Here is a 24,220-nt window from a genome sequence, read left to right on the forward strand (position 1 = left end):
CGGGCTTCGCCTTGAGAGGAGAAAACAGATGCTGCGTTACATCATCCGCCGCGTGCTCTGGGCCATCCCGATCCTGATCGGTGTCTCGATCGTATCGTTCTTCATCATTCAACTGCCGCCGGGCAACTACCTGACCGCGCTCATGGCCTCGATGCGCGCGACGGGCGAGAGCGTGGATATGAGCCAGCTTCAGACCCTCAGCGAGCGCTACGGCCTCGATGAGCCCATGATCGTGCAGTACTGGAAATGGATCTCCGGCATCGTTCTACGCGGCGATTTCGGCCAGTCGTTCCTCTATACACGCCCTGTCTCGGATCTTTTGTGGGAGCGGCTGGGCCTCACTTTCATCCTTGCTTTCACGTCGATGATCTTCGTCTGGCTCATCGCCTTTCCCATCGGTGTCTACTCTGCCGTGCGGAAGTATTCGATCGGCGACTACGTGATGACCTTCGTGGGTTTCATCGGCCTTGCAACGCCCAATTTCCTGATCGCGCTGATCCTGATGTACGTATCGTTCACTGTCTTCGGCCAGTCGGCGGGGGGGCTCTTCAGCCCGCAATATCTGGACGCGCCTTGGTCCTGGGCGAAATTCGCCGACATGATGTCGAAGATCTGGATCCCCGTTGTCGTCATCGGCACTGCAGGCACCGCTGCGCTTATCCGCATTATGCGGGCCAACATGCTGGACGAGTTGCCCAAAACCTACGTTGACGCGGCCCGTGCGCGTGGGCTTTCGGGCGCACACGCCGTGACCAAATATCCGCTGCGCGTCGCGCTCAACCCGTTCGTCAGCCGCATCGGCTGGGAATTGCCCGAGCTGATCTCGGGCGCCACGATCACCGCGATTGTGCTGTCTTTGCCAACAACCGGACCGCTGCTGCTGGAGGCGCTTCTGGCCCAGGACATGTATCTCGCCGGATCCTTCATCATGATGCTGTCGGTCCTGACCGTCATCGGCACGCTGATCTCGGATTTGCTGTTGGCGTGGCTCGATCCGCGGATCCGGCAGGGAGTGGTGGGATGAGCCGCGCGCGGACCGATCCGGCCACCGCCGAGCAGGCGGCCGCCTCTGCTGCCCTGGGCGCGCCCGTTGCTCCGACCCGTGTGCATGTCGCGGGGCAGTGGCGGCTGATGTGGTGGAAGTTCCGCAAGCACCGTCTGGCGCTCTGGTCGGGTGTGCTGGTCCTTTTGATCTATGTCGTGGCGCTCTTTGCACCCTTCGTGGCGCCCAAGGACCCCAATGACTACGCGTCGGCCTATCTCTACGCACCGCCTATGCCGGTAGAGGTCTCGCTGCGCGGCCCGCAGGGGGAGTTTGGCCTGTTCTTCAAGAGCTATGAGCTCACGGCAACGACCGACCCGCTGACGCTCGAGAAGACCTATGTCATCAACCGCGACGCGCTTGTGCCGCTTGGGTTCTTCGCGCCAACCGAGCCCTACAGCATGCTGGGCCTGCCGATGAACCGCGTGCTGTTCGGCCCGGTTAATTACGAGCAACCTTTCTACCTGCTCGGCGCGGACCGCCTGGGCCGCGACGTCTACTCCCGTGTCATCCATGGAACACGCGTGTCGATGACCGTGGGGCTTGTCGGTGTCCTCATCAGTCTGGTGCTGGGCATCGTGCTGGGCGGCATCTCGGGCTATTTCGGCGGCTTTGTCGACGATGCCGTACAGCGGACCATCGAGTTTCTTAAATCCATCCCGACCATCCCCCTCTGGATGGGGCTCGCTGCGGCGATCCCGACAGTCTGGTCGCCCATCGCGGTCTACTTCATGGTCACCGTCATCTTGTCGCTCGTCGGCTGGACGGGACTCGCCCGCGAGGTGCGTGGCCGCTTCATGGCGCTCAAATCCGAAGACTTCGTGACCGCCGCCCGGCTCGACGGCTGCTCGGAAATGCGGATAGTCCTGCGTCACATGGTGCCCTCCTTCGCCAGTCACATCATCGCTACGCTGACGCTTGCCATCCCCACGATGATTTTGGCCGAAACGGCATTGTCCTTTCTGGGCATCGGCCTGCGCCCGCCTGTCGTTTCATGGGGCGTGCTGCTGCAGGAGGCGCAGAACATCCGCACGATTGCCACGGCACCTTGGCTGTTCGCGCCGGGCGTGGCGGTCGTGGTATCGGTCCTGGCGCTGAATTTCCTAGGCGACGGCCTTCGCGATGCGGCAGATCCCTATGCGTGAGCCCGACACCCTCCTGGAAGTGCGGGACCTTGCCACGCATTTCTTCACCGACGAGGGTGTCGTGCGCGCTGTCGATGGGGCGTCCTTCGACATCCCGCGCGGCAAGACACTCTGCATCGTCGGCGAGAGCGGGTCGGGCAAATCGGTCATGGCGCGCGCGGTCATGGGCCTGACGCGCGCACCGGGGCGCGTCGTTGGCGGCTCGGTGCTCTGGTGCCCCGATCAGGACGGTCAGGCGACCGACCTTGCAACTTTGCACGGCAACAGCCGTGCCTACCGGGCCATCCGCGGCCCCGAGATCGGCATGATCTTTCAGGAGCCCATGGCCGCCTTGTCGCCGGTCCACACCATCGGGACGCAGCTCGCCGAATCCGTTCGATCCCGCCATGCGGTGAGCAAGCGCGAGACGCGCGAACGCGGGATCGAGGCACTGGCCCGGGTCGGCATCCCGGAGCCTGCGGCCCGCTACGACCAGTACGGCTTTGAGCTCTCGGGCGGTATGCGCCAGCGGGCGATGATCGCAATGGCGCTTGCTGCCGAACCGAAGCTGTTGATCGCCGACGAGCCCACAACCGCACTCGATGTCACCACACAGGCCGGTATCCTCGATCTGATCCTCGACCTGCAGTCCGAGACCGGTATGACCGTGATGTTCATCACCCACGATCTCGGCGTGGTTGCCGAGATCGCCGACAGCGTCGCCGTCATGTATCTGGGCCGGGTGGTCGAACATGCTGATGTCGATACGGCCTTTCACGCCCCCGCCCACCCCTATACCGAGGCGCTCTTGCGCGCGCTTCCGTCGATCCACGCCAAGACCGGGGAACGGCTGGCCGCCATCCCCGGCATGGTGCCGCATCCTTTCGCCCGGCCCGCGGGGTGCGCCTTTCACCCGCGCTGCCACCGTTTCCGCCCGGGGCTTTGCGAGACGCGCGAGCCCGAGAATGTGCCGGTCGCACCGGGTCACGGCGCGCGCTGCCTGCTGCTGAAGCCTGCGCGGAAGGCGGCTGCCGAATGACCGAAATGCTGCTCGAGATCCGCGACCTTTGCAAACACTACCCCTTGGGCGGCCCCGGCCTTCTGCGCAGGCGCGCAGTTCCGGTGGTGCGGGCCGTGGATCGGGTCAGCTTCGACATTGCCGAGGGCGAGACCCTCAGCCTCGTGGGCGAGTCGGGCTGCGGAAAGACCACACTCGGCAAGACGATCATGCGGGCCCATCCGGCAACCTCGGGTGAAATGCGCTATCGCCGTGCCGACGGGTCCATCGTCGATCTCGGCAGGCTGGACGGCGCAGCACTCAAGGCAGCCCACCGCGAGATCCGCATGATATTCCAGGATCCGAACGGCTCGCTCAATCCTCGCCTTAGTGTGCGCGATATTGTGGGTGAACCCCTGCGCGTGCGGCGCATCGCACAAGGCGCGGCGCTGGAAAAACGCGTGGCCGAGCTTCTGGAGAAGGTCGGGTTGCGCCCCGAATACTTGCACCGCTATCCACACGCCTTCTCGGGCGGCGAGCGCCAACGCATCGGCATTGCACGCGCGCTTGCACTCGATCCGCGGCTGGTCGTCGCCGATGAGGCCGTCTCCGCGCTTGATGTCTCGATCCAGGCGCAGACACTGAACCTTTTGAGCGATCTGAAATCTGAGTTCGGGTTGACATTCCTCTTCATTGCGCACGACCTGTCGGTGGTGCGCCACATCTCGGACCGCGTGGCGGTGATGTATGTGGGCCGGATGGTCGAACTGGCCAAGACCGAGGCGCTGTTCACCCGGCCGCGCCATCCCTACACCGAGGCGCTCATGTCTTCGGTGCCGATCCCCGACCCACGGCTGCGCAGGGCGCGCAAGCGCATCCGGCTGGCCGGCGAGGTGGCCAGCCCGATCAACTCGCCTTCGGGTTGCGCCTTTCATCCGCGCTGCCCCTATGCCACCGAGATCTGTGTGCGCGACGTACCGCAGTTGCGTCCCACCGGCGGGGGCCTCGCTGCCTGCCACCACGCCGAGACGCTGGAGCTCGCCGGGGTGTCCCACATCGCAGAGGGCGCCGAATGAAACACGCAGCCCTCAGTGACGTGCCGCTGACCGACGCTTCGGCGGAAGAGATCAGGAAGATATTGCGCGACACCAAAGGCGCATCGCCCCTGCCTCCGCGCGCCGACCGCGCGGCATGGGCGGTGCTTGGGCAGCAACATGTCGCCGCCGAGATACTCACCCGAGGGGAGGCGCTGAGGGCAGCGCCCGTGCCGTCCCTACCGCTCAGCCTCTATCTCGACTACCACCGCACCGGCCGCCGCACGGGCTACGAGGGTCCGCTCGACGCCCGGCGGGACAGGCTCGTGCAGTTGACGCTTGCCGAATGCCTGGCCGGCGACGGCGGTTACCTCGACGCGATTGCCGATACCCTCGATGCGATCCTGAACGAGCCAACATGGATCGTTCCGGCTCATGGATTCGGGTTTTCGGACGGTCTGCCCCCGCCGGACCTGCAAAGCATCGACCTCTGGTCCGCCATGGCCTGCCTGCTGGTGGCCGAGGTTGATCATCTGCTCGATGATGCGCTGCACCCCGTCCTGCGCGCGCGCGTTCGGGAGGTCGTCGACATGCGCGGTATCACACCGCTTCTTGCCCGCGATGACATGCGCTGGATGGGCGCCGCCGAGACCGGCCGTTGCAGTCCCAACTGGGCACCGGTTTGTGCCGGGTTGACAGCGGGTGCCGCCATTTACCTGGAGCCAGATACCGATCGACTGGCCCGCGTGCTTGCCAAGGCGCTGCGCGAGATCGCCCACTACCGCGACCACTTCCCCCCAGACGGTGGCTGCGCCGAGGGCGTTGGCTACTGGGAGAAGGGCATATTCGCCACCGCAGCCTTTGCAGAGCTGGTCGCGGCGCGCACCGAGGGACGCATCGACCCGCTTGTGCATCCCCGTTTCCGGACCATCGCGGGCTTCCCATTGGCGGTGCATCTGGGCCCGCAGGTGTTTCCGGCCTTCTCGGATACTGACCGGGGGCGCTCAGTCCAGACCGCGCTCCTACGGCACCTCGCGCGGCGCCTCGATCTGGCCGCCCTCGCGGCGGTGGACCCCTCCGGAGAGGCGGGTCGGCGCCTGACCACGCGCTACCCTGCCGAGCAGATCCGCGACCTGACGTGGTGGGAAGATGCAGGTCCGGCCCATGACGCGGCCGAAGCCGAGTGGCTCCCCGACACGCAAATTTTCATCGCGCGGCTCGACCCGGCCGATCCCGACGCGCTCACGCTTGCGGTGAAGGGCGGACATAATGCCGAGCCGCATAACCACAATGACGTGGGCAGTTTCGTCATCCGCGCGGGCGGCACCACGGCGGTGGCCGAGTTGGGCGCGGGTGTCTACACACGTGACACCTTCCGGCCCGAGGCGCGCTATGACCAGCCGATGTATGGCAGCCAGGGCCATTCGGTCCCTGTCATAGGGGGGCGCGGGCAACGGACCGGTCGTGTCGCTGCTGCCGGCAAGGTGACGTGCGAGGGCGACAGGCTCTCCCTCGACCTTGCCGCGTGCTATCCACCGGAGCTCGGGCTTGCGACACTGCTCCGCAGCGTTGCGCTCGACCGGCAGCAGGGCGCGGTTCGTGTCACGGACATCGCCCTGTTCGATGGCCCGGTCTTGCCTCTGGTCTCGGCGGTCATGACCTTCGAGATGCCGCAGACCCTCGCGCCGGGTCGCATTCGCCTCGGTTCCCTGATCCTTGAACACGATCCCGCGCTGACGATCCGGACCGAGACCCTCCCGGGCCTGCAGTTCCGCGACGGCTCCACGGCCGATGCGTACCGCATCCTCGTGACCGCTCTCCAGTCCGACGCGCCCGACGTCACGCTTGTTTTTCGCCCCATCACCGCCAGGAGCTCCGCATGAACGTTCCGAAACCCCAATTTTCAGCCCCATCGTGGCTGACGGATGCCCATGCTGCGGCAGCGGACCGTGTACGGAGGCTTGCCACGACCCATGGGGCCGCTTATCTGCATGCCACCGAGGCTGGTCGCTATCCGCTCGACCTCGCATGGTGGTGGACCTCGGGCTTCTGGCCGGGGCTGCTGAACCTTCTGACCAAGGAGGATACCGATCCCCGCCTCGCCGCGCTGGCGCTGCAGGCCGAGAACGGATTGACCGCCCTTCTCGATCATGACTGGTTCGAGGAATTGCATCACGACGTTGGCTTTCAGTTCCAGCCCACTGCCGTCATGCGCCACAAGCTGACAAGCGCCCCCGACGCGCGCCGCCGGGGTCTCGTCGCAGCGCACCTTCTGATGGGCCGTTTCAATGTCGCTGGTGGCGTGATCGAGGCATGGAACGGCGAGGCCAAGCGCGGGCATTCGATCATCGATACGCTGATGAACCTGCCTCTCCTTTTCTGGGCTACTGAAACCAGTGGCGAGCCGCGCTTCGCCAACCTTGCGCGTGCGCATCTCGCCAGTGCCATTACGGAGTTCATACGCGACGACGATACAACACATCACGTCGTGGTCTTTGACCAGATGACAGGCGACCGGGTCGAGGCGCTCGGTGGGCAGGGCGCGGCGCCAGACAGCGCCTGGTCGCGCGGCATGGCCTGGGCGATCTACGGACTGGCCATCGCGGCGCGCTATACCGGCGACCCGGCGTACCGCACGCGGTCCCGCGCCGTCGCGGACCGTTTCCTCGCGCTCAACGACCCCCACGGCGTCCCGCCCTGGGACTTCCGCGCACCCGACGCCGCGACCGCCCCCCGCGACAGCTCAGCCGGCGCCGCAGCCGCTTGCGGCCTTCTGGAACTGGCCGATCTGGGCGACCCGGCCGCACATGGCCAGGCGCTTGCGCTTGTCGAAACGCTGACCGAACGCTGCGCCATGCCCGCGAGTGGGGACGGCCTGCTGGCCCACGCCACCGGCAAGCTGCCCCAAGGCCAGTTCATCGACGTGAGCCTCATCTACGGCGATTACTATTATTTCGAAGCGCTTCAGCGCTTTGCCGGCTTGAAGGAGACTTGCTGGTGAGAAATCCCGTCATTCTCGAACGCGTCGCCGCCCCGGCCATCCCGACACCCGAAGGTGCCGAGCGTCGCGTCCTCGCCCATGGCGGCGGCATGATGCTGGTAGAATTCACCTTCCCGAAATCCGGTATCGAGGCGCCGATGCACAGCCACCCGCACGAACAGCTCGGCTACGTCAAGTCGGGCGCCATCGACCTGCATATGAACGGAGAGACCACGCGGCTTACGGAGGGCGGCAGCTATTACGTACCGCCCGACATGCCGCATGGCGTGACGATACTGGAGCCGACCGTGCTGGTCGACGCCTTCACGCCACGCCGCGAAGACTTCCTGGCCTGACTGACGGAAGAGCAAGAAATGAAACCAAACCAGAGGGGAGAATACCATGAAACGCCTAACGATTCTTCTGGCCGCCACCGTCGCGGCACCTGCACTCGCGCAGGGCATCCCGCAAGCTGAATTGAAGCTGCATCTCGATCTCCGTGACTACGCGCCCGAGGGTGCGTACTACCGTGGCTCTTCTGCCGCTTTCGGTGATCTGAATGGCGATGGCGACCGGCGCGACTTCATCCGCCACGTGAACTCGACACGGATGCAGGCCTTTGCGTTTAACGGCAAGGCGGTCGAACTCCTGTGGGACTACGAAAGCGGACTGGACCTGCCGGATCCCTCGAACCGCTACTTCTACAAATACGTCATCTGGGACATCGACGGGGACGGGCAGGACGAGGTCACCGGCGCCTTTGCCACCGAGGGCGGCATGATGGAGATGCGCGTCCTCGACGGTGCGACCGGCGCGATCGAGGCAACCGCCCCCCTGAACATCGCCAACCCCGAGAGCGACGACAACAACCGCGCCTTGCGCGTAAAGACGGTCGTGGCTGACCTCGCGGGCGACGGTTTGCCGTCCGAACTGATCCTGATCGATGAACGCGGGAGCCGTGGTGATGTGCATGCCTTTGCCTCGGATCTGACCCTGATCTGGGACACCACGGAGGATGACACGGCTATGATACATGCCCATTACCCCTGGCCTTATGACATCGACGGCGATGGCGCGGACGAAGTGCTGACGCGGTACCTGCATGACGAGACCGGAGCGCGCGTCCAGCGCGTGACACCTGAGGACTGGATCCTGCTCGACAGCTACTTCGACCATCTCGATAAAGCGATGGCCGCAGACATCCTGGCAGATAACGAGGGCATGGAACTGGCCTTCAGCTATGAAGGTCTGCACGTGGCTGTGCTGGACGGCGAGACCCTGGAGGAAATCTGGCGCTCCCAGGGCGTGCACAAGGACGCCAAGTTCATCACCATCGGGGAATGGTTTCCGGAGAGCGAGGGCCCTGAGCTTTTGTTGAACTGGGCCATCAGCGATGACGGGAGCGAGGCCGTGACACTCTCTGCGGCGGGCGAAGAACTGCACCGCTGGGACGGTGAGATCACGGACGGCCTAACGATGGACTGGGACGGCGACCGCACACGTGACGAGGTATTCTCGTCGAAATATGGTCGCCTTTTCGAGATGCCGCCGACCACGCGTATCGAGGTCCGCGACGCATATTATGAAGATGCCAAGGATCCGCATCACGAGGACATGCGGCTCTACGCCCACGCCCTTGACATGCTGGGTGACTATCGCGAGGAGATTGTGTTTCTCGACGAGAATGAATTGCTGATATACGGGGCCGCGGGCGATGCGCCCGCTGATCATCCCTCGCCCTTCGACAGTGCTGACTATGCGCTGGCCGTTGCCAATATGCACGGTGATAACCACACGGAACGCGGCTATCTGAACTGGCAGACGCTCGATCAGACAGCGAACGCAAGTCAAGATGCCTGCTCCTGCTGAGATGACCGTCATCGATCGTATCGAGACCTGGCGCCTGCCAAAGCTGCTTGTCGTTCGTGTCACCGACAGCGACGGCGCGCAGGGTTGGGGCCAGACCGCTGCCCGCGCAGCCGATGTCACGCAGGCCGCGCTCCACACCCTCGTGGTGCCCGTTGCGCTGGGCCAACGCGCCGACCCTCTCCATGTGACCGAGGTCGTCTGGAACGCAGAATACAAAATGCGTGGCACGTTTCTGGCCCGCGCCCTCACCGGTGTCGAAACCGCTCTGTGGGATCTTGCCGGGCGGCGCGCGGGGCAGCCAGTGTGGCGTTTGCTCGGTGGCGAGGCGCCCCGGGATATCCCGCTCTACATCTCGCGCCGCACCCGCAAGACAACACCCCAAGCCGAGATTGACGGCATCCATGCAGAGATCGCTGCGGGGGGATATCGCGGCATCAAGGTCCAGATTGGCGACCGCCTCGGCAGAGGCCCCGAAGGCCCGCCCGGTCGTTCCGAGGCGTTGGTCGACGCCCTGCGCGCCGCCTTTCCCGACCATCGCCTGTCGGCGGATGCCAACGGGGGGTACGCCGCCATTGAGGCGATCAAGATCGGTCGCCGTATGGAAGCACAGGGCTTTCATCATTTCGAAGAGCCATGCCCCTTTGACGATCTCGCTGGAACAAAGGCCGTTGCCGACGCCCTGGACCTGACAGTGTCGGGCGGCGAGCAGGACAATGACATGGGCAAGTTCGAGCGCATGGCCTCGGGCGGCGTCGTCGATATCCTGCAATGTGACCTCGCCTATTGCGGTGGCGCGACCCGGACGCTCGCTGTCGCGCGCCTTGCGCGGACCCATGGTCTGCCGTTCATGCCCCACAGCCCCACCATGTCGATGCTGCAGGTCTTCGCTTTGCACGTGCTCACGGCCTTACCACCCTCGGGCGAGATGCATGAATGGCGCGGCGCCAGCGACCGGGAGCCTTGGGCCGAAGAACTTTATGCCCCTCTCCCGGCCGCAAACAACGGGCTTACTCGCGCGGTTGCCGGTCCAGGCTGGGGGATCACGGTCAATATCGACCGCCTGCGCCGCGCTGAACGCGAGGTGTTCGACCGCCGTTCAAAGGTCAAGGGCTAGAACCTTGCAAACAGGCCCGACAAATGTCTGCTTCTGACAGATGCACATTCGTGCAACGGATGCATTTCATCTCTTGCACTGGCAACGCGTAGGGTGACCGAAGAGCTGAAAGAGATTGGTTTGGATGTCGGCCATCGCCGTGTGGGAAGATTGATGCGTCAGAACGGCATATGTGCTGTGCGGACCCGCAAACACAAGGTGACGACGGATAGCGACCACAAGTTCAACATCACACCGAACCTGTTGGATCGCGACTTCAACGCTGATGCGCCAAACCAGAAGTAGGCCGACGACATCAGCTATGTTTGGACGAAGGAGGGGTGGTCGTATCTTGCTGTGATCCTTGATTTGCACTCCCGTCGTGTCATCGGCTGGGCCTTAAGTAATCGCATGAAACGGGACCTGGCTTTCGACAAAGAGATGTTGCAGGACGTCATCAAGCGAAAGCTCGTCGCCATTGTTGCCTGAACCAACGGCGCATCAATAGCGACCATGCTCGGAAACGGACGCTGGTTGACGAGATCAGAGCTGACGGGCGGGTGTCGGTCCGGCGGGCTTGCGCGCTCATCCGTTTCGATCCACGGACCTATCGGCACAAGTTTCGTCGGCCCGATCAGGCCGCGTTGGAACAGCGGATCACCGTCGCCGATACAGTCTCGCGGTCTGTGCCAGTACTGGACGCCCGGTTCAGTTACAAAGGCGCAGACGGTGTCTCGGCCTTGGATTGTGTCTGTCGCCAGTTGGGCGACCCCAAGAGCCTTCGCGTTGATAACCGCAGCGAATTTGTATCTTGTGACATGAACCTTTGGGCCTAACAGCGAGGCGTCTCCCTGGACTGCTCACGACCGGGAAAACCGACGGACAACGCATTCATGGAAGCCTTCAACGGCAAGTTCCGCGCCGAATGCCTGAACGCACATTGGTTGATGGGGCTTGAAGATACGGCTGAAAAGTTGGAGGCATGGCCCCTCTCATCGCCGCAAGCGGCGACTGCCGGGCAGCGGTAGAGACTACAACGAGGAAAGACCGCATGCGCCATCAGGAACAAGGTCCCGGCAGCACTAATGGAATTGCCAGGCGCTTCCAACCCGTCGGTGTGAGCACAAGCGCGGAAAATCTCGCCCAGACCGGGGAGACTTTCGGCCAGCACATCAGTTGAAGCCCTCCTGCCGCAAAAGCGGTCGGGGCCTGAAAACCGCATGAAACGGGTCGTCAGGCGCGCATATGTTGCGTAAAACCATGCCATGACACAGCATCAAACTCTGCCAAGCGCCCCTGAAAGCTCCTATCATTACCGCGTGATCCGCCGCGCCATCGACCTGATTGACGCCAGCGAAGAGATCGTTTCCCTCGAAGAGATCGCCGCTGAAATGGGGATGAGCCCGGCCCATTTCCAGCGGCTGTTTTCGCGTTGGGTCGGGGTGTCCCCGAAAAGATACCAGCAATACCTCAAACTCGGGTACGCCAAGTCGCTTTTACACGAGCATTTCACCACATTGGAGGCATCCCATGCGGTTGGCCTGTCGGGCAGCGGGCGGTTGCATGATCTCTTTGTGCGCTGGGAAGCCATGAGCCCGGGTGAGTTTGCCCGCAAGGGTGCGGGCCTCAAGATTTTCTGGGGCTGGTTTGAAAGCCCCTTCGGACCGGCGCTGGTCATGGGCACGGATAAGGGTATCTGCGGTATCGGCTTTTCCGCCGAAATGGGCGCAGAGGCCGCCATGGATGACCTGATGTCGCGCTGGCCCAAGGCCACCTATGTCGAAGACCCGGCGATCTTGCGACCTTGGGTTCTGCAAGCCTTTGGCGCAGGTGATGGAAACCTTGAGACAGCGCCCCTGTTTCTGATCGGGGCCCCGTTCCAGATCAAGGTCTGGGAGGCTTTGTTGTCAATTCCGAGCGGGCAGGTCACCACCTATTCAGAGATTGCCGATGCCATTGGGTCCCCAAAAGCTGCGCGCGCAGTGGGAACCGCCGTAGGGCGCAACCCGATCAGCTGGTTGATCCCCTGCCACCGGGCCCTGCGCAAGTCGGGAGGGCTTGGGGGGTATCATTGGGGTCTGCCGATGAAACGTGCCATGCTGGCCTATGAGGCGGTGCAGGTGGATCGCTGACAGAGGCATGGGCGGGATGCCGCCGATGTACTTTTACCCTTTCTTTGTGGTCCCAACGGTCCCATATATACAGCCGGATATAACGACGCCCCGCCCGAACGGGGCTGCAACCATCGAAGGCAGTAGACTATGACATTTTTCAAAACTCCGGCAATTCTCGCTTTTTCGGGTGTGCTTTTTCTCAGTGCCTGTACCGACCCCGGACAATTCAATGGCAATTCGAATCTTTCCAAAACCCAGCAAGGCGCTCTGGTCGGTGCCGGTGCCGGCGCGCTGGCTGGCGCGCTTTCGCGCGGCGACGGCAACCGGGATCAGGGGGCGTTGATCGGTGCCGTGGTCGGCGGTGCTGTCGGGGCCGGCATCGGCTATAATCTTGATCAGCAAGAGGCGGATCTGCGGCGCGATATCGGCAATGACAACGTCCGGATCACCAACACCGGCGACAGGTTGATTGTGAGCCTGCCGCAGGATTTGCTCTTTGCCACGGACAGCGCTGCGGTCCGCCCTGATCTGCAAAATGATCTGTTCACCGTGGCTGGCAGCCTTCAGGAGTACCCGGCATCCACCATTCAGGTTATTGGACATACCGACAGCGATGGCGATGCAGCCTACAACCAGCAACTGTCCGAGCGTCGCGCCAATTCGGTCGGCGATATTCTGATCAACGCAGGTGTGCCCAGCTCGCGGTTGCAGACCTTTGGCCGTGGCGAAAGCCAGCCCGTTGCCAGCAACCTGAGCGCGGCTGGCAAAGCGCAGAACCGCCGGGTTGAAATCGTCATCCTGCCCAATAGCGCCTGACACCGCCCTCATTTAATGCCCTGAGGCTCTGCAGATTTGCGGGGCCTCTTGTTTTTTGTCTGCCGTGCAACAAGTACTGCGCTGACTTGAATTGGAAGGTGTACTCTATGTCACAACATCAGTTACTTGGGCTGTCCGGTGCATTGCGCGGTGGCTCAACCAACGCATCGCTTCTGCGTGAGGCGGCCCGGTTTTTTGGGCCCTGCGATTTCATCGAGGGTGATCTTAATCTGCCGCTTTACGATGGGGATGCCGAGGCGGAAAGCGGTATTCCGGATGCCGTGCAAAAGCTCGCCGATCAGATCGCGGCAGCAGATGCTGTTGTGATCTCGACACCGGAGTATAATAAAGGCCCTTCCGGTGTGTTGAAAAACGCGCTCGACTGGGTGTCGCGGACCAAGGGAAGCCCCTGGAGTGGCAAACCTGTGGCAGTGATGTCCGCTGCTGCCGGGCGTGCCGGGGGCGAGCGCGCTCAGATGATCTTGCGCGGTTTCATGGTGCCGTTCCGGCCCCGCATCCTGCAAGGCCCGGAAATGCATCTGGCCGACAGCAGCAACGCATTTGACGACAATGGACATATCACGTCCGAACTTTACATCAGCACCCTGACAGAGTTGATGGACAACCTGCGCCGCGAGATTAACCGCTAACGCTGGAGAACGGAGATCTCGATCAGGTTCTGATCTGGGTTTCTGATGTAAAGCGATGTGAGCGGCCCCGTCGCGCCAAGGTGGGGAAGACCGGTTTCTATGTCGACCTGGTGAATGGCCGGATATTTCAGCCGATCCTTGATCGACGCATCGGTCAGAAAGCACAGATCGGCAGTGCCTGTCGTCGGATGCGCGGCTCTGCGGGCAAATTCACGACCCGCCTGTGAGATATTGCTGACTGTCAGGACAATATGGTCAAGCGCCCGAACGCGGCACTGGATTTCTGGCTGCAGCATATGTGCCTTCCTTGAGACGTCGATGCGCCACGGAGGATGCAACGCTGTCCCTCAAGGTCGGGGGCCGGGTGCGGGAGAATTCAGAATGATGCGGCGACATCGAAGCTATCGGGAATGTTGTTTAAATCCTCCAACAGTAAATCTGCCATCACCAGCGCGATTTTCGGAGCCATTCCAAAACCGATCTTGAACCCGCCGTTTGCGATGAAATGCCCCGGTCGTTCGGGCCATTTCCCCAACATCGGCGCACGGCTGCGGGCGCGGGGCCGAATGCCTGCCCAGCGGTCGATCACCGGGGCCTGCGCCAGCACCGGGACAGCCGCCCGCGCCTTTGTGATGACGTCATCGAGCTGCCCGTCGGTGGTATCGGGCGCGGCATAGTTGTTTTCCGACGTCGACCCGATCGCAACAGTGCCGTCCTGATGCGGGATGATATGCACGCCATCCACAAAGAGCTGGGGCGCTCCGCCGGCATCATGGCGCAGAAGCGCCGCCTGACCTTTGACCCCTGTCCCCATGGCGCGGCTCCGCCCCGCGCTCAGCGCAGCCAGCCCGGTGATCCCGGTGGCCCACAGCACCTTTCCGCGATCGGGCGCTTCCTGTTCGACCGTGACACCGTGGCGCGCGAGAGCTGTCGCCAGGGCACCAACAGCCTGCCTAGGGTGCAAAAGCGCGCTCAAGCTATCATGGATCAGCCATCCGGTGGGGCTTTGGGGGCTCCAGTCCGTCTTGTCCTGAGGCACGATTTCCCAGACCGCGCGACCTTGCCAAAGCGTCTTTGCGGTATCGGCGCGCTGATGGGCGCGCGCGAGCGCGGCCGCGTTTGGAATTGGCTGCAACCGCCCGCTGCGCAGGTAACCGGGGGATCGCCCGCTGATCTCAGCGACACCGCGCCAGAAGGTCTCTGCCATCAACAGGCTGTCGAGTTGAAATGCCTTCTTTGCATTCCAGTTTTCAGGGACATGGGGGGCGAGGGCGCCCACAAGGCCACCGCTGCTGCCAGCGCCGGGGCCAGACGGATCGATGAGGGTGACGGCAGCCCCGCGCCGGACGCATTCCCATGCGATCGACAGCCCGAAAATACCGGCGCCGCGGACTGTGATATCGACCATTGCCAAAGATTGCCTTCTGCCGCACTGTCCCGCCATATTGAGCGTTTCTCGACAAGGCGCAAGCGTGCAGGATCAAACGGCAGATGTGGTGTGGCGACCCGGCAATGTGCCGGTCTCGACGCAATTCGATGACCCCTATTTCAGCCTCGAAAATGGTCTGGCCGAGACCCGCCATGTCTTTTTGCAGGGAAATGATCTGCCGGGCCGGTTCCGTGACGGGTTTCATATCGCCGAGCTGGGGTTCGGGACCGGGCTGAGTTTTCTGACGACTTTGCAGGCTTGGCAGGCCCGGAACTGCGCGGGAACCTTGTCTTTCACCAGTTTCGAAGCCTACCCGATGGCGCGTGCCGACATGGCCAAAGCGCTGTCGGCTTTTGACAGTTTTGGGCCCCTGGCCTCTGCGCTTCTGACGAAGTGGCAGGCCGAAGGGGGGCAATTCGAAATTATGCCAGGTGTGATCTTGAATGTCGTGGTGGGGGATGCTCAAGAGACTTTAGCGGCTTGGACAGAAAAGGCCGATGCTTGGTATCTGGACGGGTTTTCGCCAGCCAAAAACCCCGCGCTCTGGACCGAGAGCCTGATGCGGGATGTGGCAAAGCATACTGTGCTGGGCGGAACCTTTGCGACCTATACGGCGGCGGGCTTCGTACGACGTAGTCTGGCTCAGGCCGGGTTCCACGTCGAGCGGGTGGTGGGGTTTGGGCGCAAACGGCACATGACCCGCGGCACACTATCAGCATGACACAGCCTAATGACCTGCGACTTGGCGTGAGCCTGATGCTGATGGCCACAGTTGTGTTTGCAATGCAGGACGGTATTTCGCGCCATCTCGCCGATGCCTACAACGTCTACATGGTCGTGATGATCCGCTATTGGTTCTTTGCGGCCTTTGTCATGGCCGTTGCACGGCGCAACGCGGGGGGCATCCGGGCGGTCGCAAAAACCGATCAACCCTTTGTGCAGATTTTTCGCGGGCTCTTACTGGCGGTAGAGGTCTGCGTGATGATCGTGGGGTTTACTCTCTTGGGGTTGGTTGAAAGCCACGCTGTCTTTGCCTGCTATCCGTTGATTGTCGCGGCGCTGTCCGGCCCTTTGCTTGGTGAAAAGGTCGGCTGGCGGCGATGGGTGGCGATTGTGATCGGGTTTTTGGGCGTCGTCATCATCCTTGAGCCGGGCTACGGTGTGTTTGATCCGGTCTCGATGGTACCGCTGGCGGCCGCGACGATGTTTGCGCTCTATGCGCTGATGACCCGCTACGCGGGTCGGCGCGACGACACCGCGACCAGCTTTTTCTGGACCGGGACCGTGGGGGCTGTTGCGCTGACGATGGTCGGTGTCTGGTTCTGGGAGCCTATGTCGGCTCCCGACTGGGGTTGGATGGCGCTTTTATGCGTCACCGGGGCTTTGGGCCATTGGCTGTTGATCCGTTGCTATGAGGTGGCCGAAGCAAGCGCTGTGCAGCCGTTTGCCTATTTTCAACTGGTTTTTGGCGCGAGCCTTGGCATTCTTGTCTTCGGCGAAACTCTCAGGCCCAATGTGGCCATGGGTGTTGTCATCATCGTCAGTGCGGGGTTATTCACCCTGTGGCGCGAACGTCAGAAGACTTGAGCCGATGAGTTCCTGACTAAAGGGCTGCGGCAGCGGGTCTTTGCCCAGTTGTGCCCGATAAACCGGCAGGCTTTCGGTAACGCGCATCACGTAGTTCCGGGTTTCGCGAAACGGGATATGCTCGATCCAGTCGACAATATCGATGTCGCCGCGTCGCGGATCGCCGTAGACCTGCATCCAGCGATCAGGCCTGCTGGGGCCTGCGTTGTAGCCTGCGGACATCATGATGACATTGCCGTTAAAGCGCCGCGCCAGCCTTGAAAGATACGTCGCCCCCAGTTGGGCATTGTAGACCGGATCGCTGGTCAGCCGTTCTGTTGTATGTTCTGACGCACGACCGAGTTGCCGCGCCACCTCCGATCCGGTGCGGGGCATGATCTGCATCAGGCCACGCGCGCCGACGCCACTTTGGACACGGGGGTCAAATTCGCTCTCACGCCGGGCGATCGCAAGTGACATTTCCGGTGCCATTGGTAAGTCCCGCTCCGCCAGGGGATGCAAAGCGTAATATCCAAATGGCACCACAATGGCGCGCCGTGCCAGCCGCTTACCGATCATGACGGCCAGATGAGGGTGTTTCGTTTCTACCGCGGCCATTGCCAAAAGCTCTGCCTTCGGCTGATCGAGGCTTTCGGCCAGATGGGTCCAGAACCGCTCCGCCAGATTGATCTCTCCGGATGCCTGCAGCAGCAGACCCGCCTCAAAAAGCGGGTTCTGGGCCAGATCAGAGGTCTGCCAGTCCTGTGTCGGAGCGGCCGTAGCCAGATCTGTATCAAATGGCAGGCCCGCCCGCTCGGCCGCAAGCAGACCATAGAAAGAGGTTTGATGCTGCGCCGCCGCCGCATAGGCCTGATCCGCGGCGGCCACATTGCCCATCGCCTCGTAAGCGCGCCCCCGCCAATATCCGGCCCGGCCCTTGGAGATCGGGGAGCGGACGGCGGCATCATGGTTTTCAAAGTGTTTGAGGGCTGTTTCGGGTTCATTCAGGCGGTAAAGTGCAATGTAGCCCGCAAGCCACTCCAGATCGGAGTAAGCGGAGCCCGCCGTCAGAAAATGGCGTACGGCCAATTCATAAGCCCGCTCGGGGTCACCGTTGCGCATCTCGTCCCGCGCAAGAGAGCGCCGCCGGTTTGACCATTCCTCTGGACGGCCGAGCCTGTCTGCGCTGACGGATGTTGTCAGCATCAGCGCTTTTGCATCCTCGGTACGCCCCTTACGCAGGCGCCACAAGAAACGCTCATATTGCAGGCCCCCGTCCTCTGCATGGCTTTGCGGGACGGCTTCGATCAAGGCATCAACGCCGGGTGCTGCCTCTCTTAGGGCAATGCGTGCCTTGGCCGCAGCGACCGCGCCAGCTGATGCCAGACTGAACGTTCTGCGGGCATTTTCAAATGCACCCTGCCAAAGCATGGCGTCCAGCCGGGCGTCATGGTGACCTTTCAATACCTGGTCATGCGGGCCTGTAAAAAGAGCCTGCTCTGCCGGGCTCATCGGCATATTCCGCCAGGCTCCGACCAAGGCGGTCTCTGCCTCACTTGTGCGGCCCGCGTCCGCCAGGGCTGCCACGTAGCGCAACACGCCTTGCGGTGTTTGAGGGGGGACCGTTTCAAAGAAAGCGAGAACCTCGGCGTTGCTGCGCGCCATAACCGCAGGTTCCGATTGCCGGCGCAGATACCGCTCTCCGGGCCAATCCGGGCGGCGCTGCAAAAAGCTGACGACGTCTTCGAAGCCGCCTCTGCCAGCCCGCAGGCGCGACCATTCGATCACATCCGCGGCGACCTGGCCATCGCGCGCGGCGATTCGCGCAGCGGCGTCCCAGTTGGAACTGCGCATGGCCTCCAGCGCCCATCCCAAGGGGCGCGGCCGCTCTGCCAGGGCGGGCAGTGCCATCGTTAAAACGAGCGCGAAGCTGATGAAAAGACGTGTGATCACTTGCATTTCCCAGGCTTAGAAGGCTAGAGCCTCTCATACTTATCGTGTCATTCGCAGGGATCAAATCACGATCTTGCTGATAACGCGTTAACCCCAGGCCATTTGCCGGCCACAATGCTAAAGGAGCGTGAAAATGTTCAAAGGTTCTATGCCTGCCCTCGTCACGCCGTTTCGGAACGGCGAACTGGATCTGGAAACGCTCAAGAAACTTGTCGAATGGCATATCGGCGAAGGCAGCAACGGGTTGGTCCCGGTCGGCACAACCGGGGAAAGCCCCACGCTGACCCATAAAGAGCATGAAATGGTGGTCGAAGAGGTTGTCAAAGCGGCCGCAGGCCGCGTGCCCGTCATTGCAGGGGCGGGGTCGAACAACACACTCGAGGCGATCCGACTGGTGCGTCATGCAGAGGCCGTCGGCGCGGACGCAGCCCTTGTCGTGACGCCCTACTATAACAAACCTACGCAATCGGGTTTGATTGCCCATTTCACAGCCCTGCATGATTGTGCGGATTTGCCGATTGTCATCTACAACATCCCCGGCCGGTCCGTCGTCGACATGACACCGGAAACGATGGGGAAACTGGCAGAATTGCCGCGGATCATCGGGGTAAAGGATGCCACGGGCGATCTTGCCCGGGTCAGCGACCAGCGCCTGACCTGCGGGGCGGATTTCGTTCAATTGTCGGGCGAGGATGCCACGGCACACGGGTTTAACGCTCAGGGCGGTGTCGGTTGCATTTCAGTCACTGCAAATGTGGCCCCCGCTCTGTTGAGCCGGATGCAGGCTGCCTGCCTCGCCGGTGACTTCAAGACAGCGCTTGATATTCAGGACCGCGTGATGCCGCTGCACAAGGCGATCTTTACCGAACCAGGCCTCGTCGGCGTGAAATATGCGATGTCCAAGCTTGATCTCTGCTCCGAAGAGGTTCGCTTACCCCTGACGGCTCTTTCCGACGATACCCGTGGGTTGGTGGATGCAGGCCTGCGGCATGCAGGCCTGATGAACTGAAAAGAATCGGGCAGGATATAATCCTGCCCGGCCGTTGGATCACGCCGGCGTACCTGCGCAAGAGCTTGCGTGAGCACGCAGCCAGATCACCGCATGCCGTAGTAAAGCCCGACGACATGTTCGGCTTCTGCAAAGAACAGCCACCGCGCCGTCAGAACCCCGGCGATGTGAGTGATCAGCGCCAGCACGGCGAGGAAATGTGAGAAGAACGGCAGTATCATTAGCACAACCGGCACCACAACCATCAGCAAGAGCGAGATGACCCGCAGCTTTGACGCATGTTTGCGCCCCACCACATGGACAAACTCGCGCAACAGGTAGTTGGTGCCCGTATGGGGCGGTTCAAACGCCCGCACCGTCCCCGTCGATCCCAGCCCGGTCGCTGTCGCAATGGTCGTACCGGACTGGGCAAAGGCCTTGTCACCTTTGATCCACGTCAGAATCTGAACCGTGCCTGCAACCAGCAAGAGAAACACCGCAACCTGCACTTGCCCCGAGAGCAGCGCGCCCCCCGCGATGGAGAATGACAGGAACTTGATCGGCGTCAGCGGCATATGCCAGCGGGGAATTGTCTTGAGCTGCGTGTAGATCATCGATGTCGTGAAGACCGTCGCCAGCGAGAGCGCAGCCCCCACCAGACCGATCAGATCATAGCGGGTCTCAAGAAAGACCAGCCCGGCCCCATAAAGCCCCATCGAGACCAGGGCGCCTACGGCGCACCAGGCCTCGCGGCTCAGCCAGCTTGAACGCCACTGGGTAAAGGCCTTGATTGCCCGCTCCGGTCGCCCCAGGTGAAAGGTCGAGGCCAAAAGCCCACCGACCGCCAACACATAGGCAATGGCAAAGAAGGCAAACGCCGTCCAGCCTGTCACAGCGGGGATGCCGAGACCTAGCCACATCAGCAAGCCAAAGCCCAGACCGCTGAAGGTCGTAAAGAAAATGACGGAAGGGGCAGGATGCATCAGAGTTTCTCCAGCGTTTTATCGAGCCAGCCCAGAAAACCCTTGGGCTCCGAGGCAACGGGCTCCAGAAAAGGGGCCAGAACGTCGAACTCTTCGCCGGCATCCGGCAGCAAGGTGTCTTTCGGCCGGGGCGGGAGGTATTGATTGATTGGTTTGGTCCCTTGTTCGGGCATCAGGTCGATGCCGCCGCGCTCTGCCACCAGTTTGCTGACGTCGCTGTCGGGGTCGCCCAGGTCACCGAAGTGGCGCGCGTTTGAGGGGCAGGTCCGCACGCAGGCGGGCTGGCGATCCTCTTCGGGCAGGTTTTCGTTGTAGATGCGGTCAACGCAGAGGGTGCATTTCTTCATCACCCCTTCGGCCTGATCCAGCTCTCGTGCGCCATAGGGGCAGGCCCAGGCGCAAAGCCCGCAGCCGATGCAGTCGGTCTCATTGACCAAAACGATGCCGTCTTCGACCCGCTTGTAGCTGGCCCCCGTGGGGCAGACGGTCACACAGGGCGCATCGTCGCAATGCAGGCAGGATTTCGGAAAATGAATGAGCTGGGCCGCGGCGTCGCCCTCGGGCTGGATTTCGTAGGAGTGGACGCGGTTGAGGAAAGTGCCGGAGTTATCGGCGCCATAGGCATTCTGATCGCTGAGCGGTGCGCCGTAGTTTTCGGTGTTCCAGCCCTTGCAGGAGATCACGCAGGCATGGCATCCGACGCAGGTGTCCAGATCGATCACCAACCCCAGTTTCTTTTCGGTGTGTTTGGGCAGTGTGGTCATTTTCCAACCTTCCATTTCAGGTCCTTGGGACCGCGCTCAACGGGCGATTTAAGAGGTGCAAAGCCGGGTTGGCTCTCGTCTGGCGGATCTGCTTTTTCAACGCGGACTTTCAGATCAAACCACGCGGCCTGCCCGGTAATCGGGTCGGAGTTCGCCCACCGCAGCCCGTCCCCTTTTGGCGGCAACAGCTCGTGGATGAGGTGGTTGAGCAAGAACCCGCGGGTGGCCTCCGGCGCGTTCTCCTCCAGCGCCCAGGCGCCCTTGCGCTTGCCGATCGCATTCCACGTCCAGATGGTATTTTCATTGAGCGCCGCCATCTCCAGCACGGGCACCGTGATTTCGCCATGCGGCGACGTCACGCGCGCCCAGTCGCCATCCGCAAGGCCGGTTTCGTGCATCAGCTTCGTGGGCAGATAGAGCGGGTTGTGCCCGTGTAATTGCCGCAACCATGCGTTCTGTGATCCCCAGGAGTGATACATCGCCATCGGGCGCTGGGTCAGCGCGGTGATCGGATAATCTTCGGCAAGGTTGTCGGCCTCTGTGGAATACCAGATGGGCAGCGGCGACATCGTCGCCTTGATGCGGTCGCGCAGATGCTCTGGCGGCTGACGGTCACCATGCCCCTCGGCGGCCAGTTGGAATTTGCGCATCGGCTCGGAATAGAGCGAAAAGAGGTATGGTTCGGGCTTGTCATAAAGACCCAAGCCCACCGCCCAGTCCTGATAGGCGGTATTCCAGGGCTTGTAGTAATTTGCGCCTGCGGGGATGTGCTCAACAAAGAACCCGCCGTTTTCGATGTACCGGTCCAGTTGGGCGGGATTGACCTCACCGCGGCCCACCTTATCGCCCTCTTCCCCCCGGAACCCTGCCAGAGGGCCGATCCCGGGTTTGCGCTGGTGATTAACAATATAGTCACCGTAATCCGCATATTTCTGGCTGCCGTCCTCGTTGACAAAACCGGGCAGGCCCAGCTTGGCACCCAGCGTGCAGAGCATGGACTGAAAGCCGATCACATCCCGGTCGGGCTCGATCACCGGCCAGCGGATCGCATCTGCGGCAGCGTCCGCCTCGCAGATCGGGCGGTCGAGCAGCGAGATACAGTCGTGGCGTTCCAGATAAGTGGTGTCTGGTAGGATCAGGTCGGCATAGGCGACCATTTCGGAACTATACGCATCCGAATAGATGATCTTGGGGATCACATAGTCGCCGGTCTCATTCTTGTCGGTCAGCATGTCGATCACGCCGCGCGTGTTCATCGACGAGTTCCACGACATGTTGGCCATATACATGAACAGCACGTCGATCTTGTAGGGATCACCCGCGTAGGCGTTGGAGATCACCATATGCATCAGCCCGTGACTGGACATCGGGTTTTCCCAGGTGAAGGCTTTGTCGATGCGCGCAGGCGTGCCGTCGTCCTTGAGCGCAAGGTCTTCGGGGCCGTGCACGAACCCCAGATGCGGGCCATCGAGCGGCGCGTCGGCGGTGACCTTGCAATGCGGCTTGGGGTGGGCCGTCGCCGGTTTCGGATAGGGCGGTTTGAAGCGGAAGCCGCCGGGCACCTCGACGGTGCCGAGGATGATCTGCAATGTGTGTAGCGCGCGGCAGGTCTGGAAGCCATTGGCATGGGCCGAGATGCCGCGCATCGCGTGGAAAGAGACCGGGCGGCCCACCATCTTGTCATGGGTTTCGCCCCGGAAATCGGTCCATGTGTGGTCGAGCTCGAAGGCCTCGTCAAAGGCCACGCGGCCGAGTTCCGCCGCAATCGCACGGATGCGCTTAGCGGGGATGCCGCAACGTTCGGCCACGGCTTCGGGGGCGTATTGCTCATCGAGATACATCTCGACCATCTGGTGGAAGACCGGGCGATGGGTCTGGCCGTCTGCCTCGTAGGTGGCGGCAAGATCGGGCTTCACGCCGGGCTGGTCGAAGGGCGTGAGCTTGCCAGTCTTGCGGTCGATGACCAGCTCCTTGCCGTTCTCGTCGCGCATCAAAAGGCCGTGGTCGGCGGCACCGGGGTTGTTGATCACCAGCACGGGCGCATTGGTGTATTGCGCGAGATAGTGCAGGTCGATCTTGCCCGCCTTCATCAGGCAGTGGATCATCGCCAGGATAAAGAGCCCGTCGGTGCCGGGCGTAATGCCGACCCAGTCGTCGGCCACGGCGTTGTAGCCGGTGCGAATGGGGTTCACGCCGATCACCCGTGCGCCGCGCGCCTTGATCTTGCCGATGCCCATCTTGATCGGGTTGCTGTCGTGGTCTTCCGCAACACCGAACAGCATGAAAAGCCTGGTATGGTCCCAGTCGGGCTGGCCGAATTCCCAAAAGGCGCCACCCATGGTGTAGATGCCGGCCGCCGCCATGTTCACGGAACAAAACCCGCCGTGGGCCGCGTAATTGCAGGTGCCAAAGTTCTGCGCCCAGAAGGAGGTGAAGCTCTGCGACTGGTCGCGGCCCGTGAAGAAGGCGAGCTTCTCGGGGTTGTCGCGGCGCACCGGGTCCAGCCAGTCGGTGGCGATCTGCAGGGCTTCGTCCCATTCGATTTCCTCGAAGTCACCCGCGCCGCGTTCACCAACCCGTTTCAACGGTTTACGCAACCGCGACGGCGCGTTGACCTGCATGATCCCGGCGGATCCTTTGGCGCAGAGCACACCCTGATTGACGGGGTGGTCCTTGTTGCCCTCGATGTAAGCGACCTTGCCGTCTTTCATATGCACGTTGATGCCGCAGCGGCAGGCACACATGTAACAGGTGGTCTTGCGCACTTCGTCAGAGACTTTCGGGCTCAGATCGATGACAGGCTGGTTCATTGCGAAGG

General features: G+C 62.2%; 21 protein-coding genes and 2 pseudogenes. 17 read left to right on the forward strand and 6 right to left on the reverse strand.

What is annotated here, in order from left to right:
- The first annotated feature begins 28 nt into the window (after positions 1-28).
- The 14 genes and pseudogenes from H7847_RS17630 (at position 29) to H7847_RS17695 (ending at position 13,719) form a co-directional block, all read left to right on the forward strand.
- A complete protein-coding gene (locus tag H7847_RS17630; RefSeq protein ID WP_227270796.1) occupies positions 29-1,024 on the forward strand; it encodes an ABC transporter permease in 996 nt (331 codons plus the stop codon).
- Positions 1,021-2,187, forward strand: a complete 1,167-nt coding sequence (locus H7847_RS17635; protein ID WP_227270797.1) for an ABC transporter permease — start codon at positions 1,021-1,023, stop codon at positions 2,185-2,187. The genes H7847_RS17630 and H7847_RS17635 overlap by 4 nt, the downstream gene beginning before the upstream one ends.
- Complete coding sequence (locus tag H7847_RS17640) at positions 2,180-3,205, forward strand: ABC transporter ATP-binding protein (protein ID WP_227270798.1); 1,026 nt, start codon at positions 2,180-2,182, stop codon at positions 3,203-3,205. The genes H7847_RS17635 and H7847_RS17640 overlap by 8 nt, the downstream gene beginning before the upstream one ends.
- Complete coding sequence (locus H7847_RS17645; RefSeq protein ID WP_227270799.1) at positions 3,202-4,239, forward strand: ABC transporter ATP-binding protein; 1,038 nt, start codon at positions 3,202-3,204, stop codon at positions 4,237-4,239. Before H7847_RS17640 ends, H7847_RS17645 begins: the two co-directional genes overlap by 4 nt.
- Positions 4,236-6,080, forward strand: a complete 1,845-nt coding sequence (locus H7847_RS17650; protein WP_227270800.1) for a heparinase II/III family protein — start codon at positions 4,236-4,238, stop codon at positions 6,078-6,080. Before H7847_RS17645 ends, H7847_RS17650 begins: the two co-directional genes overlap by 4 nt.
- The gene (locus tag H7847_RS17655; protein WP_227270801.1) at positions 6,077-7,198 is read left to right on the forward strand and encodes a glycoside hydrolase family protein; all 1,122 of its coding nucleotides are present in this window, start codon (positions 6,077-6,079) and stop codon (positions 7,196-7,198) included. Before H7847_RS17650 ends, H7847_RS17655 begins: the two co-directional genes overlap by 4 nt.
- A complete protein-coding gene (locus H7847_RS17660; protein ID WP_227270802.1) occupies positions 7,195-7,533 on the forward strand; it encodes a cupin domain-containing protein in 339 nt (112 codons plus the stop codon). Before H7847_RS17655 ends, H7847_RS17660 begins: the two co-directional genes overlap by 4 nt.
- Before the next feature lie 46 nt (positions 7,534-7,579).
- The gene (locus tag H7847_RS17665) at positions 7,580-9,046 is read left to right on the forward strand and encodes a hypothetical protein (RefSeq protein ID WP_227270803.1); all 1,467 of its coding nucleotides are present in this window, start codon (positions 7,580-7,582) and stop codon (positions 9,044-9,046) included.
- On the forward strand, positions 9,030-10,160 hold the full coding sequence (locus tag H7847_RS17670) for a mandelate racemase/muconate lactonizing enzyme family protein (protein WP_227270804.1): 1,131 nt from the start codon (positions 9,030-9,032) through the stop codon (positions 10,158-10,160). Before H7847_RS17665 ends, H7847_RS17670 begins: the two co-directional genes overlap by 17 nt.
- Positions 10,161-10,247: 87 nt before the next feature.
- Positions 10,248-10,568, forward strand: a pseudogene (locus tag H7847_RS17675) (DDE-type integrase/transposase/recombinase); the annotation flags it as partial.
- A pseudogene (locus tag H7847_RS17680) lies at positions 10,560-11,260 on the forward strand (transposase family protein); the annotation flags it as partial. The pseudogenes H7847_RS17675 and H7847_RS17680, both read left to right, overlap by 9 nt.
- Before the next feature lie 144 nt (positions 11,261-11,404).
- The gene (locus tag H7847_RS17685; RefSeq protein ID WP_227270805.1) at positions 11,405-12,271 is read left to right on the forward strand and encodes a bifunctional helix-turn-helix domain-containing protein/methylated-DNA--[protein]-cysteine S-methyltransferase; all 867 of its coding nucleotides are present in this window, start codon (positions 11,405-11,407) and stop codon (positions 12,269-12,271) included.
- Between the two features lie 129 nt (positions 12,272-12,400).
- A complete protein-coding gene (locus H7847_RS17690; RefSeq protein ID WP_227270806.1) occupies positions 12,401-13,069 on the forward strand; it encodes an OmpA family protein in 669 nt (222 codons plus the stop codon).
- Between the two features lie 107 nt (positions 13,070-13,176).
- Positions 13,177-13,719, forward strand: coding sequence for an NADPH-dependent FMN reductase (locus tag H7847_RS17695; RefSeq protein WP_227270807.1), 543 nt, complete (start codon positions 13,177-13,179; stop codon positions 13,717-13,719).
- On the opposite strand, the gene H7847_RS17700 is transcribed toward H7847_RS17695, so the two are convergent.
- Entirely contained in the window at positions 13,716-14,015 is a 300-nt protein-coding gene (locus H7847_RS17700; protein ID WP_227270808.1) for a VOC family protein, read from the reverse strand. The genes H7847_RS17695 and H7847_RS17700 overlap by 4 nt on opposite strands.
- 80 nt (positions 14,016-14,095) lie before the next feature.
- Complete coding sequence (locus H7847_RS17705) at positions 14,096-15,127, reverse strand: NAD(P)/FAD-dependent oxidoreductase (protein WP_227270809.1); 1,032 nt, start codon at positions 15,125-15,127, stop codon at positions 14,096-14,098.
- A 64-nt stretch (positions 15,128-15,191) separates the two neighbouring features.
- On the opposite strand from H7847_RS17705, the gene mnmD reads away from it, so the two are divergent.
- A complete protein-coding gene (gene mnmD, locus H7847_RS17710) occupies positions 15,192-15,869 on the forward strand; it encodes a tRNA (5-methylaminomethyl-2-thiouridine)(34)-methyltransferase MnmD (protein WP_227270810.1) in 678 nt (225 codons plus the stop codon).
- On the forward strand, positions 15,866-16,735 hold the full coding sequence (locus H7847_RS17715) for a DMT family transporter (RefSeq protein WP_227270811.1): 870 nt from the start codon (positions 15,866-15,868) through the stop codon (positions 16,733-16,735). The genes mnmD and H7847_RS17715 overlap by 4 nt, the downstream gene beginning before the upstream one ends.
- Here H7847_RS17715 and H7847_RS17720 read toward each other — a convergent pair.
- A complete protein-coding gene (locus H7847_RS17720) occupies positions 16,700-18,673 on the reverse strand; it encodes a lytic transglycosylase domain-containing protein (RefSeq protein WP_227270812.1) in 1,974 nt (657 codons plus the stop codon). The two genes, H7847_RS17715 and H7847_RS17720, sit on opposite strands and share 36 nt — an antisense overlap.
- A gap of 127 nt (positions 18,674-18,800) precedes the next feature.
- Here H7847_RS17720 and dapA point away from each other — a divergent pair, with 127 nt between their 5' ends.
- Positions 18,801-19,676: a 4-hydroxy-tetrahydrodipicolinate synthase gene (gene dapA / locus H7847_RS17725; protein WP_227270813.1), complete on the forward strand. Its 876-nt coding sequence runs from the start codon at positions 18,801-18,803 to the stop codon at positions 19,674-19,676.
- A gap of 86 nt (positions 19,677-19,762) precedes the next feature.
- On the opposite strand, the gene H7847_RS17730 is transcribed toward dapA, so the two are convergent.
- The 3 genes from H7847_RS17730 to H7847_RS17740 are packed head-to-tail and all read right to left on the reverse strand — an operon-like array spanning position 19,763 to position 24,212.
- Positions 19,763-20,638 carry a dimethyl sulfoxide reductase anchor subunit family protein gene (locus H7847_RS17730; protein WP_227270814.1) on the reverse strand — a complete coding sequence of 292 codons (876 nt, stop codon included), beginning with the start codon at positions 20,636-20,638 and terminating at the stop codon, positions 19,763-19,765.
- The gene (locus H7847_RS17735; RefSeq protein WP_227270815.1) at positions 20,638-21,402 is read right to left on the reverse strand and encodes a 4Fe-4S dicluster domain-containing protein; all 765 of its coding nucleotides are present in this window, start codon (positions 21,400-21,402) and stop codon (positions 20,638-20,640) included. Before H7847_RS17735 ends, H7847_RS17730 begins: the two co-directional genes overlap by 1 nt.
- Complete coding sequence (locus tag H7847_RS17740; RefSeq protein ID WP_227270816.1) at positions 21,399-24,212, reverse strand: molybdopterin oxidoreductase family protein; 2,814 nt, start codon at positions 24,210-24,212, stop codon at positions 21,399-21,401. The genes H7847_RS17735 and H7847_RS17740 overlap by 4 nt, the downstream gene beginning before the upstream one ends.
- Positions 24,213-24,220: the final 8 nt, after the last annotated feature.

It is taken from the genome of Roseobacter weihaiensis (assembly GCF_020622345.1).
In the GTDB taxonomy this organism is placed as follows: Bacteria; Pseudomonadota; Alphaproteobacteria; order Rhodobacterales; family Rhodobacteraceae; genus Roseobacter; species Roseobacter weihaiensis.

Bases quoted from the DNA above. Each gene is read 5' to 3' on its own strand.
- dapA (WP_227270813.1), top strand. From the start codon at position 18,801: ATGTTCAAAGGTTCTATGCCTGCCCTCGTCACGCCGTTTCGGAACGGC.
- H7847_RS17740 (WP_227270816.1), bottom strand. From the start codon at position 24,212: ATGAACCAGCCTGTCATCGATCTGAGCCCGAAAGTCTCTGACGAAGTG.
- H7847_RS17630 (WP_227270796.1), top strand. From the start codon at position 29: ATGCTGCGTTACATCATCCGCCGCGTGCTCTGGGCCATCCCGATCCTG.
- H7847_RS17700 (WP_227270808.1), bottom strand. From the start codon at position 14,015: ATGCTGCAGCCAGAAATCCAGTGCCGCGTTCGGGCGCTTGACCATATT.
- H7847_RS17635 (WP_227270797.1), top strand. From the start codon at position 1,021: ATGAGCCGCGCGCGGACCGATCCGGCCACCGCCGAGCAGGCGGCCGCC.
- H7847_RS17695 (WP_227270807.1), top strand. From the start codon at position 13,177: ATGTCACAACATCAGTTACTTGGGCTGTCCGGTGCATTGCGCGGTGGC.
- H7847_RS17690 (WP_227270806.1), top strand. From the start codon at position 12,401: ATGACATTTTTCAAAACTCCGGCAATTCTCGCTTTTTCGGGTGTGCTT.
- H7847_RS17735 (WP_227270815.1), bottom strand. From the start codon at position 21,402: ATGACCACACTGCCCAAACACACCGAAAAGAAACTGGGGTTGGTGATC.
- H7847_RS17665 (WP_227270803.1), top strand. From the start codon at position 7,580: ATGAAACGCCTAACGATTCTTCTGGCCGCCACCGTCGCGGCACCTGCA.
- H7847_RS17670 (WP_227270804.1), top strand. From the start codon at position 9,030: ATGCCTGCTCCTGCTGAGATGACCGTCATCGATCGTATCGAGACCTGG.
- H7847_RS17720 (WP_227270812.1), bottom strand. From the start codon at position 18,673: ATGCAAGTGATCACACGTCTTTTCATCAGCTTCGCGCTCGTTTTAACG.
- H7847_RS17650 (WP_227270800.1), top strand. From the start codon at position 4,236: ATGAAACACGCAGCCCTCAGTGACGTGCCGCTGACCGACGCTTCGGCG.
- H7847_RS17655 (WP_227270801.1), top strand. From the start codon at position 6,077: ATGAACGTTCCGAAACCCCAATTTTCAGCCCCATCGTGGCTGACGGAT.
- H7847_RS17730 (WP_227270814.1), bottom strand. From the start codon at position 20,638: ATGCATCCTGCCCCTTCCGTCATTTTCTTTACGACCTTCAGCGGTCTG.
- H7847_RS17640 (WP_227270798.1), top strand. From the start codon at position 2,180: ATGCGTGAGCCCGACACCCTCCTGGAAGTGCGGGACCTTGCCACGCAT.
- H7847_RS17705 (WP_227270809.1), bottom strand. From the start codon at position 15,127: ATGGTCGATATCACAGTCCGCGGCGCCGGTATTTTCGGGCTGTCGATC.
- H7847_RS17715 (WP_227270811.1), top strand. From the start codon at position 15,866: ATGACACAGCCTAATGACCTGCGACTTGGCGTGAGCCTGATGCTGATG.
- H7847_RS17645 (WP_227270799.1), top strand. From the start codon at position 3,202: ATGACCGAAATGCTGCTCGAGATCCGCGACCTTTGCAAACACTACCCC.
- H7847_RS17685 (WP_227270805.1), top strand. From the start codon at position 11,405: ATGACACAGCATCAAACTCTGCCAAGCGCCCCTGAAAGCTCCTATCAT.